This window comes from Micromonospora sp. WMMC273 (assembly GCF_027460285.1).
Lineage (GTDB): Bacteria > Actinomycetota > Actinomycetes > Mycobacteriales > Micromonosporaceae > Micromonospora > Micromonospora aurantiaca.
Genome location: NZ_JAPZBE010000001.1, coordinates 2,404,942 through 2,422,402 on the forward strand (window position 1 = coordinate 2,404,942; position 17,461 = coordinate 2,422,402).

Here is a 17,461-nt window from a genome sequence, read left to right on the forward strand (position 1 = left end):
CATGACCGCGACCGCTGAGCACGCCCCGGCGATGACGATCGGCGGCGTGGCCGAGGAGGCGGCCGCCGTCCTCCCGGTCGACAACCCGGCCACCGGCGCGCCGCTGGGCGCCGCCCCGGTCTGTTCCGGCCGGCAGCTCGACCGGGCGATGGACGCGGCGCTCGCCGCCGCCGGCGGCTGGGCCGCCGACGACGAGGCCCGGCGTGCCGCGCTGCTCGCCGCCGCGAAGGAGGTGTCGCGGGCCGCGTCCCGCCTGGGCGCGCTGGTCACCGCCGAGCAGGGCAAGCCGACGGCGATGGCGATCGCCGAGGCGTACGGCGCGGCCGGCGCGCTGCGCTACCACGCCGGACTCGACCTCGGTGCCGAGCTGCTGCGCGACGACCGGCGCGGGCACGTCGAGCTGGCCCGTCGTCCGCTGGGCGTGGTCGCCGCGATCACCCCGTGGAACTTCCCGGTCGCGATCGCCGCGGCCAAGCTGGCCCCGGCGCTGCGGGCCGGCAACACGGTCGTGCTCAAGCCCTCGCCGTACGCGCCGCTGGCCGTGCTGGAACTGGGGCGGCTGCTGGCGCCGCTGTTCCCGCCCGGCGTGGTGAACGTCGTGTCCGGCGGGGACGACCTCGGCGCGGCGATGGTCGCGCATCCGGTGCCGGCGCACGTGTCGTTCACCGGGTCGGTGGCCGCCGGGCGCCGGGTCGCCGCCTCCGCCGGCGCCGGGCTCAAGCGGGTCACCCTCGAACTCGGCGGCAACGACCCGGCGATCCTGCTCGACGACGCCGACCCGGACGCGATCGCCGAGAAGCTGTTCTGGGAGGCGTTCGCCAACAGCGGGCAGGCGTGCATGCTGGTGAAACGGCTGTACGTGCCGGCGTCGCGCCACGGTCGCGTGGTCGACGCGCTGGCCGACCGGGCCCGGGCCACCCGGGTCGGCGACGGCGCGGTGAAGGGCACCGAGCTGGGGCCGCTCACCACCGGGGCGCAGCTGCGCCGGATCACCGCGCTGGTCGAGGCGGCCACCGCCGGGGGAGCGCGGGTCGCGGCCGGCGGCGCGCCGCTGCCCGGCCCGGGACGGTTCTACGCACCCACCGTGCTCGCCGGCGCCACCGACGACCTGGCGGTCGTGACGCAGGAGCAGTTCGGGCCGGTGCTGCCCGTGGTGCCGTACACCGATCTCGACGACGCGGTCCGGTCCGCGAACGCCGGCCCGTACGGGCTGGGCGCCTCGGTGTGGTCGGCGGACCCGCAGCGCGCCTGGGACGTCGCCGCGCGACTGGACGCGGGCACGGTGTGGGTCAACTCGCACGCCGAACTGACCCCGGACCAGCCGTACGGCGGCCTGAAGTGCAGCGGGCTGGGCGTGGAGGGCGGTGTGGCCGGGCTGCACGGCTACACCGGCGCGCAGGTGCGTCACCGTCCCCGGTGAGCCGCCGTCCGGGCGCCCTGTCCGGGGCGCCCGGAGCGCGGGTCAGGTCAGGCCGCTGTAGAACAACGCGCCGATGACGGCCCGTTCCGCCTGCGGCAGGCGGGCGTGCGGCACCGCCCGGCCGGTCAGCGCCAGCCCTTCGCGCGGCTGGTAGATGAAGTCCAGCCCGCCGTCGGGGAAGTTGCCCGCCTCCCGCACCCACCGGTCCAGCCAGGCCGGGTCGTGGCCGGTCTCGTCGAGGTACGAGCGCATCGGCCCCGGGTCGCCGGCGATGGTGAACAGCAGCGACACCTCGCACGTCGGCTGGTCGGTGTGCACGCCCAGGTAGTCGCCCTTCTCGTAGCGCAGGTACGTGCACCGGGTCGGGTGCATGGGCCGGCCCATCCGGGCGCTGATCTCGGCGACCAGCGCCGGATCCTCGTGGATCTTGATGAGTGTCGGCCCGGCGCCCAGGTACGCGTTCATCGACCGGCTCACCAGTGCGTCGTGCTCGACGTCCCAGCCCGGCTGCAGCCCGCCCGCGAACGACTCCCCGCGCGGGGCGGCCAGCAGCACCTCGACGTCCTTCATGCACTCCCGCGCGGTGGCCGCCGAGATCAGGTCCGGCATGTGCCAGTAGTACCCGGACGGGTCCAGCATGGACAGGTAGTCGCTGCGCCGGCCGCTGGACTCGCGCAGCAGCGCCGCGTACTCCTCGTCCACCTCGTGGTCGGTGGGCCGCCGCACCACCCGCGACTTCACCGCCCGGATGATCAGCGGGCCCTGCGGGAACATCTGGTCGTACGTCGCGTCGACCAGCGGCCCGCCGCCGGCCAGCGGTGACACGTCGGCCGGCGGCACCCCGGCCGACACGGCCAGGCGCTCGTACAGCCGGATCGAGGCCGGCGGCTCGTCGCGCAGTCCGAGGTGGTGACGCAGCCGCCAGCGCCGCCACTCCAGCTCCACCTCGTTGATCCGGTGCCGGGGCCACCGGTACGAGCCGCCGGGCGCGTACAGCGCGTCCCGGATGTGCTGCACGTCGATCGCGCGGACCCGGTCCGCGGCGGTGCGGAACAGGGCCGACGCGTCGGCGCCGGACGCCCAGGTGGCAGTGGACATGGTGTCCCTCCGGTCAGGCCGGCGCCCGGCGGCGCCGGCTCACTCGTCAGGCCGGTCGGTGGTCCCGCCGCCCTGCGCCAGCGCGGCGGCGTCGCGGGCGCATCCCCACGAGAGCATGACGCCGTTCCCCGCGTGGCCGTAGTTGTGCACGACGAGCGCGTCCCCCCGACGCTCGGCCTCCACCCGCGGGGCCGGGCGGCCGGGGCGCAGCCCGACGGTGTGCGCGAGCACCTCGGCGCCGGCCAGGGCCGGCTCGATCGCGGCGCACCGCGCGACGATGTCCCGCTCCTCGGCCGGGTCGGGCGTGGTGTCGTCGCTGCGCCGCTGCGCGCCGCCGAGCACCACGTGGTCGCCGTGCGGGAAGATGGACGCCCAGGTGGGTGTCATGGGCGCCTCCAGGAAGAACCGCTCGATCCCCGGGTTGCGCACCACGATCTTCGGGCCGCGCACCGGGTGCAGCTCGTCGTCGCCGGTCAGCGCCCGCGCGGCCAGCCCGGTGCAGTTGACCACCACCGGCGCCACCGCCGCCGCCTCGTCGAGCGAGGCCACCGGCTCGGCGCGCAGCTCGCCGCCGGCGTCCAGGAAGCGCTGCTGGAGGTACGCGAGGTAGACGGGCATGTCGACGAGCGGCAGCCGGACGGTGAACGCGGTGCCGAAGCCCGCCGGGCGTTCGTGCTCGTCCAGCGGCCGGAACCCCGGGGTCTGCTCCACGAACGGCGGGGTGGCACCGGCGGGCCGGGCCGCGAGTACGCCCTCGCGCAGCGTCACGCCCGGCATCGGCTCGTCGCGCAGCACCCGCAGCGTCTCGTCGGTCCAGGCGCGCTGCGGGTCGTCCGGCGGTGACAGGTTCGGGCCGACCAGCGCCGAGGCCTGCATCGAGGTCGTCCGCGCGGGCGGTTCCGCGGTACGGATCAGCACCCGCGCGCCTCCCTCGGCCAGCCGGATGCCGGTGCTGAGACCGGTGACACCGGAACCGAGGACGACGACGTCCGGACGTGCGGTCATGAAGGATCCTCCGAGTGTGCGGCGGCTGTGGTCAGCTGTCCTGTCAGGAAGATTCTCCACAGCTCACGCCGCTTCGGCTTGCCACTCGTGGTTCGCGGGATGGTGCCGACGCCGGTCCGGACGAACACCAGGTCGGCACCCTCGGTCACCCGGCCGACGAGCCCCTGCGCCGCCTCCAGCCGCAGCGGGTCGGCCTGCTCGACCACCACCACCGCGGTCGGCCGATCCCCGCGCATGCCCAGCAGGACGGTCTGCCGGTGCCGCGGCAGCCCGGCCGACTCCAGCGCCGCCTCCACGTCCTCGGCCAGCAGCGTACGGCCGCGCACCTTCACGCTGTCGCCGATGCGGCCCAGCACGAACAGCTGGCCGTCGTGCAGGAACCCGGCGTCGCCGGTGACCAGCGGCCCGTCCCGGCGGCCGGTGTCGGCGTCCGGCGGCTCGTTGTGGTAGCCGTCGGTGAGGCAGGGACCGTCCACCACGATCTCGCCGACGTGGTCCTCCGGCAGTTCCCGGCCGTCCCGGTCCACGATCGCGACCCGGATCCCGTCCAGCGGGCGGCCGGATCCGACGAGCGCGCCACCTGCCTCCGGCGCCAGCGGCACCGGCCCGTCGAGCACCACCCGCCGCGGGTCCAGCGGCACCGACGTCCACAACTCGTCCAGCGGCAGACCGGTGACGGCGAGTGTCGCCTCGGCCAGCCCGTACGCGGGCAGGACGGCGCGCGGATCCAGCCCGTACGGGGCCAGCAGCCGCACGAAACGCTCCACCGCGCCGGTGCCGACCCGCTCGGCGCCGACGATGACCGCCCGCCAGGCGGAGAAGTCCATGCCCGCCAGGTCCTGCGGGCGTACCTTCCGCGCGACGTGTTCCAGCCCGAACGTCGGCATCGCGGTGAGCCGCGCGCCGTGGACGCCGAAGCAGCGCAGGTAGCGCAGCGGGGACCGGACGAACTGCTCGGGGGAGAGCAGCCACAGGTCGCTCTGCCGCACCACCGGCGTGATGAGGCAGCCGATCAGCCCCATGTCGTGGTGCATCGGCAGCCACGACGCGGTCGGGTCCTCCGGCCGCATCCGCAGCCACTGCGCGATGGCGGCCACGTTGGCCTCCAGCGCCGGCACCGGCACCCGGACCCCGCGCGGCGCCCGGGTCGAGCCGGAGGTGAACTGGAGCATCGCCAGCTGGGCCGGGGCCCAGCCCGGCCACGGGCCCGGGTCGGCGGTGGCGATCACGTCGTCGTCGACCCGCACCGGCACCGGTGGCGGCACCAGCCCGGCGAGCTGCCCGGCCAGCGCGGCGGACGTCACCACCATCCGCGGGGCGGCCCGGCCGACCAGGTGGGCCAGCGCCCGCGCGTACCCGGTCAGATCCTGGCCGAACGCGGGCGGCGCGGTCGGCACCGGCACCGCGCCGGCCACCATCGCGCCGAAGTAGAGCTGGATGAACCGGGGCCCGGTGGGCTCCACGATCACCACCGTGTCGCCGTCGGCGGTCCCGGCCGAGCGCAGCCCGGCGGCGACCCGGCGGGCGCCCTCGGCGAGCCGCTCGTAACTCCACTCGTCCCACCCGTCGCCGGGTCCGGCGAAGCGGACCGCCGCGTCCGGGCGCGGCCGGTGCACCCAGTCGGTCAGCGGCGAGCCTGCCGCCGCGGCGCGATCCTGTCCGTCCATCGGGGACCTCCTGGGCACGGGTGGGCGGAGCGTAACGCGGTGCCACGCGACGGCGGCAGGCCCGCGCGAGCCGGCCGGCGGGCACGCTTGCGGCGCCGGCCGGCCCGGCGCGAGCATGCGCTCGACGTGTGACGTGGGCGCGATGTCCCTGGCACGCCTGCCCGGTCAGGTGCGGGCAACTGGGCATTCTGCCCAGTTGAACGGACCCGGCGAGGAGGCTGCGAAGGTGCCTGGACGATCCCTGATCTGCGGACTGAAGGTCACGCACGACGGCGCGGTGGCCGTGATCGACGACGGTCGGCTGCTGTTCTCCACCGAGGCGGAGAAGCTCGGCAACCACAACCGCCACTCGGAACTGCACGACATCGACGTGATCCACGACGAACTGCGCCGGCACGGCCTGTCGGCGGGCGAGCTGACCGGCGTGGCAGTCGACGGCTGGGCCCGGGACCGCGACGGCACCTCGTACGTGTGGCTGCTCGACGGTGCGCGCCCGCACCCGCTGGACGTGGCCGGTTACGAGGACCCGGTGACCGACGCGGCGCGGCCCCTGGACGCGCGGCACGGCCCGCTGCCGCAGCGGTTCGGCCCGGCCGGTTTCACCAGCTACACCCACGCCACCGGGCACCTGTTCGCGAGCTACAGCACCAGCCCGTTCGCGCAGCGCGGCGAGCCGGCGCTCGGCCTGGTCTGGGACGGCGGGATGCCGCCCTTCCTCTACCTGGTCGAACCGGACGGGCCCCGGGTACGCGGCGTCGGCCGGGTCAACGAGTTCATCGGCGGCCTGTACCCGATCTTCGCCTCGCACTTCGATCCGTTCCGGGTCGACCGGCGCAGCGCCGACCCGGACCGCCGGTTCGGGATGGAGGCGCTGCTCCCGGTCTCCGGCAAGGCGATGGCGTACGCCGGGCTGGGCAAACCGGTGGAGGCGGTGATCGACGTGATGGGCGCCGTCACCGCGCAGTTCGGCGCGGTCGACACGCCGATGCGCTCGTTCCAGTGGAGCCAGCGGGTGCTCCAGCTCGCCCGGGGCCTCGGCGCCACCGACGCCGAGCTGCTGGCCTCGTTCCAGGAGTACCTGTTCCGGGCCCTGGTCACCGGCATGGTGGCGATGCTCGACCGGCACCCGGAGCTGCGGGCGTTGCCGCTGTGCCTGTCCGGCGGCTGCGCGCTGAACATCAAGTGGAACTCCGGCCTGCGGAGCAGCGGGCACTTCCCGCGGGTGTGGGTGCCGCCGTTCCCCAACGACGCCGGTTCGGCGATCGGCGCCGCGTGCGCCGAGATGGCCCGCACGACCGGGCGTACCGGCCTGCGGTGGAGCGAGTTCGCCGGGCCGGAACTGCGCTGGGACGGCGTGGTGCCGCCGGGCTGGACGTCGCGGCCGTGCCCGGTCGAGGACCTCGCCGCGCTGCTGCACGAACGCGGCGAGGTGGTCGTCGTGCTCACCGGCCGGGCCGAGCTGGGCCCGCGCGCGCTCGGGCACCGCAGCCTCATCGCGCCCGCCACCAGCCGGGACATGCAGCAGCGGCTCAACGAGATCAAGGGCCGGGAGTGGTACCGGCCGGTGGCGCCGATCTGCCTGGAGGAGCGGGCGCCGGAGGTGTTCGCGCCCGGCACCCGCGACCCGTACATGCTCTTCGACCACGACGTCCGGGCCGGCTGGGTGGAACGCATCCCGGCGGTGGTGCACGTCGACGGCAGCGCCCGGCTGCAGACCGTCGACCCCGGCAACCGGGTGGTCCACGACCTGCTGCGCGCCTACGAGCGCCTCAGCGGCGTACCGGTGCTCTGCAACACCAGCGCGAACCTGCCGGGACGCGGTTTCTTCCCCGACCCGGGCACCGCCATGTCCTGGGGCCGCACCCGGTACGTGTGGTCCGACGACGTGCTCTACGAGCGCCTCTGAGCCCGCCTCCGGAGGGTGTCCGCGGTCGAGTTCGCGCACGCTTCCGGGGGCGCTCGGGGCGGGGTTACGGTGCCCCCGTGCCGATTCCGAATGAGCAGCAGACGCGGAAGCGGGTGCGGGAGCTGGTCCTCGAACTGGCCCCCAACCCGGAGAAGGGCGACCAGGACGAGGTGCTCCTCGTCGAGGACCTGGAGTACCACTCCCTGGCCCTCCTGGAGCTCGCCTTCGCCCTGGAGGACGAGTTCGACCTGCCGCCGATCGACGAGCAGAGCGTGCAGAACATCCGTACCGCCGCCGACATCGAGAACCACGTGGTGCGGCAGCTGGAGAGCAAGGACGCCGAGCCGCTGGCCGCCACGACGGACTGACGGTCCACCACGGACCGTGCGAGGGCTGGCAACGATCGGTGGAGGTGCGGACTTGTCCGAGCACGACGAGGTCATCTGCGGGCTGAAACTGACCCACGACGGCGCGCACGCCCTCATCCGGGGCGACCGTCTGCTCTGGTCGGTCGAGGAGGAGAAGGTCGGCAACCGCCGCCGCCACGCCCGCCTCACCGACCTGAGCGGCGTGGTGGCCGAGCTGGAACGCCACGGCCTGGGCATCGGCGACATCGACGCGATAAGCGTCGACGGCTGGGTGCAGTCCGGCGACGGGCGTACCGCGGCGGAGATCGAGCTGCCCGACGGCGGCCGGCAGATGATCGACCTGGCCGGCTACGCGGTCATCGCCGAGCCCGGCAACCCGCTGCCGGCCCACCCGCGCACCACCGGCAGCGGCCTGCCGCTGGGCTCGAAGACCTTCGACTACTCCAGCTACCCGCACGCCACCGGCCACGCGTTCGCCGGTTACAGCACCAGCCCGTACGCGGCGGCGGACCGGGCCGCGCTGATCCTGGTGTGGGACGGCGGCATGCCCGCCACCCTCTACCGGTTCGACCCGGCCACGCCCGCGCTGCACTCGCTCGGCGTGGTGGTCCCGATCGTCGGTGCCCTCTACCCGATCTTCGCCTCGCTGTTCCCGCCGTTCGGCGTCCCCGCCGACGAGCGCCGCCGGCTCGGCGGGCTGGGCGACTTCGCCCAGCTGGAGGCGCTGCTGCCGGTCTCCGGCAAGGCGATGGCGTACGCCTCACTGGCCCCGGCCAGCGAGGAGGCGATCACGGTGATGACCGAGCTGGCCGAGTCGATGCTGCCGATCGGCATCACCGGCGCGTTCCTCTGGAGTCACCAGGCGCGGCGCCGGCTCGCGCCGCTCGGGCTCTCGGACGCGGCGATCCTCGCCTCGTTCCAGGAGTTCCTGTTCCGGCTGCTGCTGCGCGGGCTGCGTACCGGCCCGGGCGCCGCGTACGTGCGGGCCGGCGAGCCGCTCTGCCTGTCCGGCGGCTGCGCGCTGAACATCAAGTGGAACTCCGGGCTGCGGGCCAGCGGCGACTTCAGCGACGTGTGGGTGCCGCCGTTCCCGAACGACGCCGGCTCGGCCATCGGCACCGCCTGCGCGGAGCTGTTCCGCCGCACCGGCCGCGCCGCGCTGCGCTGGTCGGTGTTCGACGGCCCGGACCTCGTCGACTCGCCGGTCCCGCCCGGCTGGACCGGCCGCCCGTGCAGCGTCGCCGAACTCGCCGAGCTGCTGCACCGCACCGGCGAACCGGTCGTGGTGGTCGACGGCCGGGCCGAGCTGGGCCCGCGCGCCCTGGGCCACCGCAGCATCATCGCCCCGGCGCACGACCCGGCGATGAAGGACCGGCTCAACGAGATCAAGCTGCGCGAGTCGTACCGGCCGGTGGCGCCGATCTGCCTGGAGGATCGGGCGCCGGAGGTGTTCGACCCCGGCACCCCCGACCCGTACATGCTCTTCGAGCACCACATCCGGCCCGGGTGGCGGGACCGCGTGCCGGCGGTGGTGCACGCCGACGGCAGCGCCCGGCTGCAGACCGTCGGTCCGGCCCATCCGCTGCTGTTCGAACTGCTCACCGCGTACGAGCGGCACTCCGGCATCCCGGTGCTCTGCAACACCAGCGCCAACCACCCCGGACGCGGCTTCTTCCCCGACGCCGCCTCCGCGATGCGCTGGGGCGGCGTGCCGCGGGTCTGGTCGCGGGGCCGGCTGTACACGGCGGACCGCTGACCATGGTGGCCCGTCGCGCCGACATCTCGGCGATGCTCGAGATGCTCCCGCCGTTCGCCGTGCGGGTCGCCGCCACGCTGCGGCTGTCCGACCACATCGCCGACGGTCACACCGGGCTCAAGGCACTCGCCCGGGCCGGCGGAGCCGACCCGGACGCGCTCGGCCGGCTCCTGCGCTACCTGGTCCAGCTCGGCCTCTACACCGAGCCCGAGCCGGGCACGTACGCGGTCACCCCGGCCGGCCGGATGCTCGCCACCGCCCACCCGTCGGGCCTGCGGGCCTGGCTGGACCTGGACGGGCCGGGCGGGCGGATGGACCTGGCGCTGGCCGGGCTGCTGCACGCGGTGCGCACCGGCGAACCCGGCTACGACCGGGTCCACGGCCGCTCCTTCTGGGACGACCTGGCCGCCGACCCGGCCCGCGGTGACGCCTTCGACGCGCTGATGGCCGGCAAGTCCCGGCGCGTCGCCGCCGACCTGGCCGCCGTGGTGCCCTGGCACGGCACTCGGCACCTGGTCGACGTGGGCGGCGGTCGCGGCGCCACGATGATCGCCGTCCTGGGCGCCCACCCCGGTCTGCGCGGCACCGTGTTCGACCTGCCCGGGCCGGCGGCCGGGGCGCGCGCCGCGGTGCGGGAGGCGGGCCTGGCCGACCGGTGCGACGTGGTCGCCGGCAGCTTCCTCGACGCCGTGCCCGAGGGCGACACCCACCTGCTGTTCGACATCCTGCACGACTGGGACGACGCGACCGCCGCGGCGATCCTGCGCCGCTGCGCCGCGGTGAGCCGCCGGGTGCTCGTGGTGGAGGACATCCCGGCCGGCGAACCGGACCGGTGGTCGGTCGCCGCCGACCTGAAGATGCTGACCCTCTTCGCCGGCCGCCAGCGCACCGCCGCGCAACTGGCGGCGCTGGGGGCGGTGGCCGGCCTGCGGGCCGTGCATCCGGCCGCGCCGGTGGCGCTGCCGGGCGGGTTCGCCTACGTCGAGTTCCGGCCGGGCGCCGGGGAAGGGGGTACGCCGGCATGAGCGGCTCCGAGTCCGCCGGGCACGTCCTGGTCACCGGCGCCTCCCGGGGCATCGGCCGCGCCGTCGCGGTGCACCTGGCCGGCCTGGGCTACGACGTCACCGGCTGCTACCGGCGCGACGGCGAGGACGCCGAGGCGGCCGAGGCGGAGGTCGCCGCCCACGGCGTGCGCTGCCTGTTCCAGTCCTGCGACGTGTCCGACCCGGACGCCGTCGAGGATCTGGTGGCGCTGGCGGAGAAGAAGATCGGCCCGCTGACCGGGCTGGTGAACAACGCCGGCATCACCCGGGACGCCCCGGCCGTGCTGATGCGCGCCGACCAGTGGCGGGACGTGCTGGACGTCAACCTCACCGGCACCTGGAACCTGTGCCGCACCGTCGGGTTCCGCTTCCTCAAGCGGCGGGCCGGTGACATCGTCAACATCTCCTCGGTCGCCGGTGTCTACGGCAACGCCGGTCAGACCAACTACGCGGCGGCGAAGGCCGGCATCATCGGCCTGACCCGCTCGCTGGCCAAGGAGATGGCGCCCTACGGGTCGCGGGCCAACGTGGTCGCGCCCGGGTTCATCGACACCGACATGACCTCGGCGCTGCCGTCGAAGTCGCGCGCCAAGGCGCTCGCCGCCATCCCGCTGGGGCGCTTCGGCGTACCGGACGACGTGGCGCCGCTGGTGGCCTTCCTGCTGTCGCCCGCCGCGTCGTACATCACCGCCCAGGTCTTCCACGTCGACGGCGGGATCGTCCTGTGACGCCCGTGCCGTGCCCGACCGACCGTCGTACCAGGAGAGGAACAGTGTCATGTCGGACAAGCAAACCCACCTCGAGGAGCTGCGCGAGCTGGTCGCGGAGGTGCTCGAGGTCGAGCCGTCGGAGCTGACGGACACCGCCGACTTCCAGGACGAGTACGAGGCCGACTCGCTGCGGGCGATCGAGATGCTGGCGCGGATCGAGAAGCGCTACAAGGTGGAGATCCCGCAGCGGGAGCTGGCGGGGATGGAGAACCTCAAGGCGGTGTACGAGATCACCGCCACCTACGCGGGCTGGGACAGCTAGTGCGATGAACCGTGTCGTGATCACCGGCGTCGGGCCGGTCTCCAACATCGGCATCGGGGCCCGCGCCTTCGAGCAGGGGCTGCGCGAGGGGCGCGTGGGTGTCGGGCCGATCCGCAGCTTCGACACCACCGGCTTCCCGCGCACCATGGCCGGTGAGGTCCGCGACTTCGTCCCGGCGGACCTGCTGCGCCGGCTCGACGTCGCGGCGTGGGGCCGCTCGTCCCTGTTCGCGGCCGCCGCGGCCCGGCTCGCGGTGCGTGACGCCGGCCTGGACGCGGCGCTCGACGCCGGTGCGCTGGCACCGGACCGGGTCGGCGTGGTGGTCGGCACCACCAGCGGTGAGTCGAAGCTGACCGAGGAGTTCGGCCGGCGGGTGGTCGACGCCGGGTTCGCCGCCGTGGATCCGGCGCTGCTGGCGGGGTTGCCGGCCGGGCGGCTGGCCTTCGCCGTGAACGAGGAGCTGGGCGTGACGGGTGAGTCGGTGACGCTGGCGACCGCCTGCTCGGCGAGCAACTACGCCATCGGCTACGCGTACGACGCGATCGCCGCGGGCGACGCCGAGGTGATGCTCACCGGCGGCGCCGACTCGGTGTGCCGGTGGGCGCACGCCGGGTTCGTGCGGCTCGGTGCCGTCGCCGAGACCGCCTGCGCGCCGTTCGACCTGAACCGCTCCGGCATGGTCACCGCGGAGGGAGGCGCGATGCTGGTGCTGGAGTCCGCCGACCACGCCGCCGCGCGTGGTGCCCGGCCCTACGCCGAGGTGCTCGGCTACGCGCTGAACTGCGACGCCAGCCACATGGTCGCGCCGAACGCGGCCACCATCGCCGCGTGCATGCGCCTGGCCTTCGACAACGCGGGGATCAGCCCGTCGGACGTCGACTACGTCTGCGCGCACGGCACCGGCACCGCCGCCAACGACGCCACCGAGGCGGAGGCGCTGTTCGAGGCGTTCGACGGGAAGGTGCCGCCGGTCAGCTCGATCAAGTCGATGCTCGGCCACACCATGGGCGCGGCGAGCGCGTTCGGCGCGATCGCGTCCGCCGTCGCCATCGCCCGGGGGTTCCTGCCGCCGACGGTGAACTGGGCGTCGCCGGACCCGGCCATGTCGTGGCTCGACCCGATCCCGAACCGGGCCCGCCCGGCGCCGGTACGGGTGGCTCAGAACAACGGCTTCGCGTTCGGCGGCAACAACGCCATCGTCCTGCTCGGGGGGGCGCCGTCGTGACCGCGTTGACGATCGCCGGCTGGGGCGTCGTGGGCCCGGCCGCGGACGGCCCGGAGGCGCTCGCCACGGCGCTCGGCGCCGCGCCGCAGCCGGTGCCGGTCACCGGCATGTACGCCGACGAACTACCGGACGCGCGGGCGTACGCCCTGGTCGGCTTCGACGTCAAGGCGCACCTGCGCCGCCGCGGCACCGCCTTCTTCGACCGGCGCACCTCGCTGACCGTGGTCGCCTGCGGCCGCGCGATCGAGGACGCCGGGCTGGTGGTGACCGACGACAACCGGGACCGGATCGGCATCGTCACCGGCACCACCGCCGGCAGCGTCAAGTCGAGCGTGGACTACGCCGCGGAGACGTTCACCCAGCAGCCGCCGTACCTGGTGAACCCGGCGCTGTTCCCGAACACCGTGATGAACTGCGCGGCCGGTCAGTCGGCCATCTGGTACAAGCTGCACGGCCCGAACGCCACCGTCGCCGGAGGACCGCTGGCCTTCCTGACCGGGCTGCGCTACAGCGCGAACCTGTTCCGGCGGGGCCGTGCGGACGTGCTGCTGGCCGCCACGGTGGAGGAGTTCACCCCGCACGCCGCCTGGACCGTGCGGCGCACCGGCGGGACCGTCGCCGGGGAGGGCGGCGCCGCGTTCGTGTTGCGCCGCGAACCGGACGGGCCGGCCGACGGCGCCGTCCTCGCCGTGCGGGTCGGCTTCTGCCCGGCCGGCCAGTCCCGGCCCGCCGCGCTCTCCGCACTCGTCCGGGCGACGCTGGCCGAGGCCGGCGTGGACGGCGCGGACGTGACCACTGTCGCCTGCGGCCGGCGCGGCGACGCGCGCGACGACGCCGAGGTCTGGTCGGCGGTGGACGACGGGCTCGGCGGGCGCTCGCCGGCCGAGCGGCTGCACGTCGACGACGTGGTAGGGGACTGCCAGGCGGCGACCGGGGCCTGGGAACTGGCCGCGGTGCTCGCCCGGCACCGCGCCGACCCGGGCCGCGACGGCGCGTACGCGCTGCTCGTGGCGCGGACGCCGGAGGGCGGCGTCGGCGCCGCGGTGGTCCGGGGCCGGAGCCGGCGATGATCCAACCGCGACTGCACGGCCTCACCGCCGACGATCGGGACGCCACTGCGGCCGACGGCGACGGCCCGGTCGCGGTGTTCGTGCACGGCATGGAGGACGACTGCCGGGGCTGGACCGCGCTCGCCCGCAGCCTCGGCCCGCAGTGGCGGACGCTGGCGATGTGCGTGCCCTGGCACGCCGGCAACGACTACTCCTGGCGGTACGCCGGGCGGCCGGGGGAGTGGGTGGCGGCCGGGCTGTCGAAGCTGCCCGCGCCACCGACCGTCCTGGTCGGGCACTCCTTCGGCGCCAACGCGATCCTGGAGCTGCTGGCCACCAGCCCGCAGCCGCCGGCCCGCTCGGCGGTGCTGACCACGCCGTTCTACCGGCCGCACGACGCGCCGGTGACCTGGCGCGCGTTCGACAGGTCGCGGCGGATCTTCCAGCGCCAGATCAGCGACGGGCTGCGCTCGCGGCTGACCGCCCGCAAGACGTCACTGGAACCCGACATCCTCGAGTCGATGCTCGAACGGGCGTGGGAGCGCACCGGCCCGAGCGCGTTCCTGGCGGTCTTCGAGCAGTACCTGGCCAGCGGCCACCTGCCGGTGCAGACGGTGGAGATCCCGGTGCTGGTGGTCGGCGGTGAACGCGACCCCGGGCTCAACCGGGACCACCTGCGGGCGCTCACCGACCGGCTGCCGCTGGGCCTGCTCGCCTGCGAACCCGACTACGACCACTTCTGCCACCGGCGGCACGCCCACCGGCTCGGCCGGTCGATCGACCGGTTCGCCAGGTACGGCACCGACGCGGAGAGGCCGGCCCGATGACACCGAGGACACAGCCGCGCGTGCACTTCTCCTTCCGCAGCCCGTTCAGCTGGCTGGCGATCACCGTCCTGCGCCGGCGGGTACCGGACCTGGACGACCGGGTCACCTTCGTGCCGTTCTGGAACCCGGACGCGGTCACCGAGGCGGCGCTGCGGGAGCGTGGCGCGGAGCTGCACTACGCCCCGATGAGCAAGGCGAAGCACCTCTACATCCTGCACGACACGAAACGGCAGGCGGCCCGCGTCGGCGTGCCGATGCGCTGGCCGATCGACGACGACCCGTGGTGGGAGCTGCCGCACCTGGCCTGGCTGGCTGCCCGCCGCGCCGGCCGGGCCCGGCAGTTCTACGAGGCGGCGTGCGCGGCCCGCTGGGAGCGCGGCGAGGACATCTGCACCGTCGAGGCGGTCGAGCGCATCGCCCGGGAGGCCGGGCTCGACCCCGGACCGGCGGCCCGGGCCACCGACGACCCGCTGATCCGGGCCGAGGCGGTCGACTGCCTGGAGCAGGCGTACCACGACGACATCTTCGGCATCCCGTACTTCCGGATCGGCCGACACCGGTTCTGGGGCCTGGACCGGGTGGACGACTTCGTCGCCGAGCTGGAACACCCCACCCCGGTGCGGCGGCCCGCCCCGGCCGGCGCGGCCCGGCGGATCGGGGCGTACGACACCGACACGGCGGGAGGCTGCGGATGACCGCGAGCGCACGGGAGTCGGCGCGACTGTTCGACCCGTTCGACCCCGCCGTCCTGGCCGACCCGTACCCGGCCTACGCGCGGCTGCGCGACCACGACCCGGTCAGTTACCTGCCCGAGTACGACGTGTGGATGGTGACCCGGTACGACGACGTGGTGGCCATCGCCCGCGACCCGGCCCGGTTCTCCTCGAAGATCGGCATGAGCCCGGACTTCGCGGTCGCCGGCGGCCCGCAGACCGGCGTCAGCTACCGCATCGGCGCGCCATCGGTGCGGGTGCTCATCGCCACCGATCCGCCCGAGCACCAGATCTTCCGGCGCGCCGTGGCCGGCGCCTTCACCCCCGCCTCGGTGACCGCGGCGACGCCCCGGATCCGCGCGCTGGCCCGCGAGCGCGTACGGGTGCTGCGGGAACGCAGCGAGGCCGGGTGCGGGGACTTCTTCACCGACCTGGCCGAGCCGCTGCCGGTGCTCGTGCTCGCCGACCTGCTCGGCGTGCCGGCGGACATGCACGAGGAGTTCCGGGACTGGTCCACTGTCATCACCAAGGACCTCGACCAGGCGTCCGGGCCGCCCCGGGTGGGCCGGGGGATCGAGATGTTCCGCTACTTCAGCCGTCAGCTCCGCCGCGCCACGCCCGGCCGGGCGAACCTGTTCGACGCGATCGCCACCGCCCGTTCCGCCGGGGTGTCCGAGCAGGAGCTGCTGGCGTTCTGCGCGTTCCTGCTCGTCGCCGGCATCGAGACCACCACGAACCTGCTGACCAACCTGATGGCCGCGCTGCTGCGTTTCCCCGGGCTGCAGGACCGCATCCGCGACGACCCGGGCCTGGTGCCGACCGCCGTGGACGAGGCGATCCGCTACGACACCCCGGTGCAGGCGCTGTGGCGGGGCACCCGCGAGCCGGTGGAGCTGCACGGTCGTACGCTGCCCGCCGACGCCCGGGTGCTGCTGGTCTGGGGCGCGGCCAACCGAGACGGCCGCCGGTTCGACCAGCCGGACGAGTTCCGGCCGGACCGCCGCCCCAACGACCACGTCGGCTTCGGCGCGGGCCCGCACTTCTGCCTCGGCGCGCGGCTGGCCACCGCCGAGGTCGCGGCGGTGCTGCACGAGCTGTTCGCCGCCGCGATCCGGGTGGAGCCGGCCGGGGAGCCGGTGCTGACCCGCAGCCTGGTGCTGCGCGGCCGGACCAGCTTGCCGGTGCGGTTGGTGCCCCGGTGACCCCGCCCGACCGCGACCCGGTCGTCGTCGAGGCGGTCCGCACCCCGATCGGCCGCCGCCGGGGCGCGCTCAGCGGCGTGCACGCCGCGGTCCTGCTGCGCCACGTGCTGCTGGCCGTGCTGGAGCGCACCGGCGTCGCGCCCGCGGACGTCGACCAGATCATCGGCGGCTGCGTGACCCAGGTCGGCGAGCAGGGCCTCAACGTGACCCGCAACGCGTGGCTGTCCACCGGCCTGGACCACCGGGTCGCGGCGACCACCGTGGACGTGAGCTGCGGCTCGGCCCAGCAGGCAAACCACCTGGTCGCAGCGCTCATCCACGCCGGGGCCATCGACGTCGGCATCGCCTGCGGGGTGGAGTCGATGAGCCGGGTGCCGGTGGGCAGCAACTTCACCGGTGCGGCCGACTTCCGCACCGAGGACTACCCGTGGGACGACCCGCCCCGGCTGCAGTTCGGCGGGGCGGAGCGGATCGCCGCGCGCCAGGGGCTGACCCGGGACGAGCTGGACGCGTACGGCCTGCGCTCGCAGCGACGGGCCGCCGCGGCCTGGGCCGCCGGGCACTTCGACCGCGAGGTCGTGCCGGTGCCGGTGCCCGGCGGCCCACCGGTCGCAGTCGACGAAGGGCTGCGCGCCTCCACCCCGGAAGGGCTGGCCGCGCTGCGCCCCACTGTCGACGGCGGCCTGCACACCGCCGGCACCACCTCGCAGGTCTCCGACGGCGCCGCGGCGGTGCTGTGGATGTCGGCCGGCCGGGCCCGGGCGCTCGGCCTGCCGGCCCGCGCCCGGCTGACCCACCAGGTGGTGACCGGCGCCGACCCGTACTACCTGCTCGACGGCCCGGTGGAGGCCACCGGCCGGATCCTCGCCCGGGCCGGGATGAGCCTCGGCGACATCGACAGGTACGAGGTGAACGAGGCGTTCGCCGCAGTGGTGCTGTCCTGGGCCGGGCGCCTCGGCGCGGACCTGGACCGGGTCAACGTCAACGGCGGGGCCATCGCGCTCGGGCACCCGATGGGCGCCACCGGCGCCCGGCTGGTCACCACCGCGCTGCACGAGCTGGAACGCACCGGCACGGAGCTGGCCCTGATCACCATGTGCTGCGGCGGCTCGCAGGGCACCGCCTCGATCCTGCAGCGCTGCTGACTGGC

16 protein-coding genes are annotated in these 17,461 nt (G+C 75.0%); 13 read left to right on the forward strand and 3 right to left on the reverse strand.

Features of this window, described 5'->3' with window-relative positions:
- Position 1 precedes the first annotated feature (1 nt).
- Complete coding sequence (locus tag O7611_RS11110; RefSeq protein WP_228531758.1) at positions 2 to 1,420, forward strand: aldehyde dehydrogenase family protein; 1,419 nt, start codon at positions 2 to 4, stop codon at positions 1,418 to 1,420.
- Between the two features lie 42 nt (positions 1,421 to 1,462).
- Here the strand turns inward: O7611_RS11110 and O7611_RS11115 are convergent, their stop codons facing one another.
- From O7611_RS11115 to O7611_RS11125, 3 genes are read right to left on the reverse strand one after another with little or no spacing between them, the layout of a single operon-like run.
- Positions 1,463 to 2,518: a hypothetical protein gene (locus O7611_RS11115; protein WP_269696755.1), complete on the reverse strand. Its 1,056-nt coding sequence runs from the start codon at positions 2,516 to 2,518 to the stop codon at positions 1,463 to 1,465.
- A 39-nt stretch (positions 2,519 to 2,557) separates the two neighbouring features.
- Positions 2,558 to 3,523, reverse strand: a complete 966-nt coding sequence (locus O7611_RS11120) for an FAD-dependent oxidoreductase (protein WP_269696756.1) — start codon at positions 3,521 to 3,523, stop codon at positions 2,558 to 2,560.
- A complete protein-coding gene (locus O7611_RS11125; protein WP_194800053.1) occupies positions 3,520 to 5,190 on the reverse strand; it encodes an AMP-binding protein in 1,671 nt (556 codons plus the stop codon). Before O7611_RS11125 ends, O7611_RS11120 begins: the two co-directional genes overlap by 4 nt.
- A 226-nt stretch (positions 5,191 to 5,416) precedes the next feature.
- Between O7611_RS11125 and O7611_RS11130 the strand changes: the two genes are divergently transcribed.
- The 12 genes from O7611_RS11130 (at position 5,417) to O7611_RS11185 (ending at position 17,456) form a co-directional block, all read left to right on the forward strand.
- Positions 5,417 to 7,096 carry a carbamoyltransferase N-terminal domain-containing protein gene (locus O7611_RS11130; protein WP_269696757.1) on the forward strand — a complete coding sequence of 560 codons (1,680 nt, stop codon included), beginning with the start codon at positions 5,417 to 5,419 and terminating at the stop codon, positions 7,094 to 7,096.
- A gap of 77 nt (positions 7,097 to 7,173) precedes the next feature.
- Positions 7,174 to 7,464: a phosphopantetheine-binding protein gene (locus O7611_RS11135; RefSeq protein ID WP_269696758.1), complete on the forward strand. Its 291-nt coding sequence runs from the start codon at positions 7,174 to 7,176 to the stop codon at positions 7,462 to 7,464.
- A gap of 52 nt (positions 7,465 to 7,516) precedes the next feature.
- Entirely contained in the window at positions 7,517 to 9,220 is a 1,704-nt protein-coding gene (locus O7611_RS11140; protein WP_269696759.1) for a carbamoyltransferase N-terminal domain-containing protein, read from the forward strand.
- A 2-nt stretch (positions 9,221 to 9,222) separates the two neighbouring features.
- Positions 9,223 to 10,245: a methyltransferase gene (locus O7611_RS11145; RefSeq protein ID WP_194800056.1), complete on the forward strand. Its 1,023-nt coding sequence runs from the start codon at positions 9,223 to 9,225 to the stop codon at positions 10,243 to 10,245.
- On the forward strand, positions 10,242 to 10,991 hold the full coding sequence (gene fabG, locus O7611_RS11150; protein WP_269696760.1) for a 3-oxoacyl-[acyl-carrier-protein] reductase: 750 nt from the start codon (positions 10,242 to 10,244) through the stop codon (positions 10,989 to 10,991). The genes O7611_RS11145 and fabG overlap by 4 nt, the downstream gene beginning before the upstream one ends.
- A 49-nt stretch (positions 10,992 to 11,040) precedes the next feature.
- Complete coding sequence (locus tag O7611_RS11155; RefSeq protein ID WP_135239705.1) at positions 11,041 to 11,295, forward strand: acyl carrier protein; 255 nt, start codon at positions 11,041 to 11,043, stop codon at positions 11,293 to 11,295.
- 4 nt (positions 11,296 to 11,299) lie between these two features.
- Complete coding sequence (locus O7611_RS11160) at positions 11,300 to 12,520, forward strand: beta-ketoacyl-[acyl-carrier-protein] synthase family protein (protein WP_269696761.1); 1,221 nt, start codon at positions 11,300 to 11,302, stop codon at positions 12,518 to 12,520.
- Positions 12,517 to 13,590: a beta-ketoacyl synthase N-terminal-like domain-containing protein gene (locus O7611_RS11165; RefSeq protein ID WP_269696762.1), complete on the forward strand. Its 1,074-nt coding sequence runs from the start codon at positions 12,517 to 12,519 to the stop codon at positions 13,588 to 13,590. Before O7611_RS11160 ends, O7611_RS11165 begins: the two co-directional genes overlap by 4 nt.
- Entirely contained in the window at positions 13,587 to 14,396 is an 810-nt protein-coding gene (locus O7611_RS11170; RefSeq protein ID WP_269696763.1) for an alpha/beta fold hydrolase, read from the forward strand. The genes O7611_RS11165 and O7611_RS11170 overlap by 4 nt, the downstream gene beginning before the upstream one ends.
- Complete coding sequence (locus tag O7611_RS11175; protein WP_194800060.1) at positions 14,393 to 15,091, forward strand: 2-hydroxychromene-2-carboxylate isomerase; 699 nt, start codon at positions 14,393 to 14,395, stop codon at positions 15,089 to 15,091. Before O7611_RS11170 ends, O7611_RS11175 begins: the two co-directional genes overlap by 4 nt.
- The gene (locus O7611_RS11180) at positions 15,088 to 16,311 is read left to right on the forward strand and encodes a cytochrome P450 (RefSeq protein WP_135239710.1); all 1,224 of its coding nucleotides are present in this window, start codon (positions 15,088 to 15,090) and stop codon (positions 16,309 to 16,311) included. Before O7611_RS11175 ends, O7611_RS11180 begins: the two co-directional genes overlap by 4 nt.
- Complete coding sequence (locus O7611_RS11185; RefSeq protein ID WP_269696764.1) at positions 16,308 to 17,456, forward strand: steroid 3-ketoacyl-CoA thiolase; 1,149 nt, start codon at positions 16,308 to 16,310, stop codon at positions 17,454 to 17,456. The genes O7611_RS11180 and O7611_RS11185 overlap by 4 nt, the downstream gene beginning before the upstream one ends.
- Positions 17,457 to 17,461: the final 5 nt, after the last annotated feature.

What these genes read in the sequence shown, in the direction of transcription:
- O7611_RS11110 (WP_228531758.1), top strand. Translation starts at nt 2, where the DNA reads ATGACCGCGACCGCTGAGCACGCCCCGGCGATGACGATCGGCGGCGTG.
- O7611_RS11115 (WP_269696755.1), bottom strand. Translation starts at nt 2,518, where the DNA reads ATGTCCACTGCCACCTGGGCGTCCGGCGCCGACGCGTCGGCCCTGTTC.
- O7611_RS11120 (WP_269696756.1), bottom strand. Translation starts at nt 3,523, where the DNA reads ATGACCGCACGTCCGGACGTCGTCGTCCTCGGTTCCGGTGTCACCGGT.
- O7611_RS11125 (WP_194800053.1), bottom strand. Translation starts at nt 5,190, where the DNA reads ATGGACGGACAGGATCGCGCCGCGGCGGCAGGCTCGCCGCTGACCGAC.
- O7611_RS11145 (WP_194800056.1), top strand. Translation starts at nt 9,223, where the DNA reads ATGGTGGCCCGTCGCGCCGACATCTCGGCGATGCTCGAGATGCTCCCG.
- fabG (WP_269696760.1), top strand. Translation starts at nt 10,242, where the DNA reads ATGAGCGGCTCCGAGTCCGCCGGGCACGTCCTGGTCACCGGCGCCTCC.
- O7611_RS11155 (WP_135239705.1), top strand. Translation starts at nt 11,041, where the DNA reads ATGTCGGACAAGCAAACCCACCTCGAGGAGCTGCGCGAGCTGGTCGCG.
- O7611_RS11160 (WP_269696761.1), top strand. Translation starts at nt 11,300, where the DNA reads ATGAACCGTGTCGTGATCACCGGCGTCGGGCCGGTCTCCAACATCGGC.
- O7611_RS11170 (WP_269696763.1), top strand. Translation starts at nt 13,587, where the DNA reads ATGATCCAACCGCGACTGCACGGCCTCACCGCCGACGATCGGGACGCC.
- O7611_RS11175 (WP_194800060.1), top strand. Translation starts at nt 14,393, where the DNA reads ATGACACCGAGGACACAGCCGCGCGTGCACTTCTCCTTCCGCAGCCCG.
- O7611_RS11180 (WP_135239710.1), top strand. Translation starts at nt 15,088, where the DNA reads ATGACCGCGAGCGCACGGGAGTCGGCGCGACTGTTCGACCCGTTCGAC.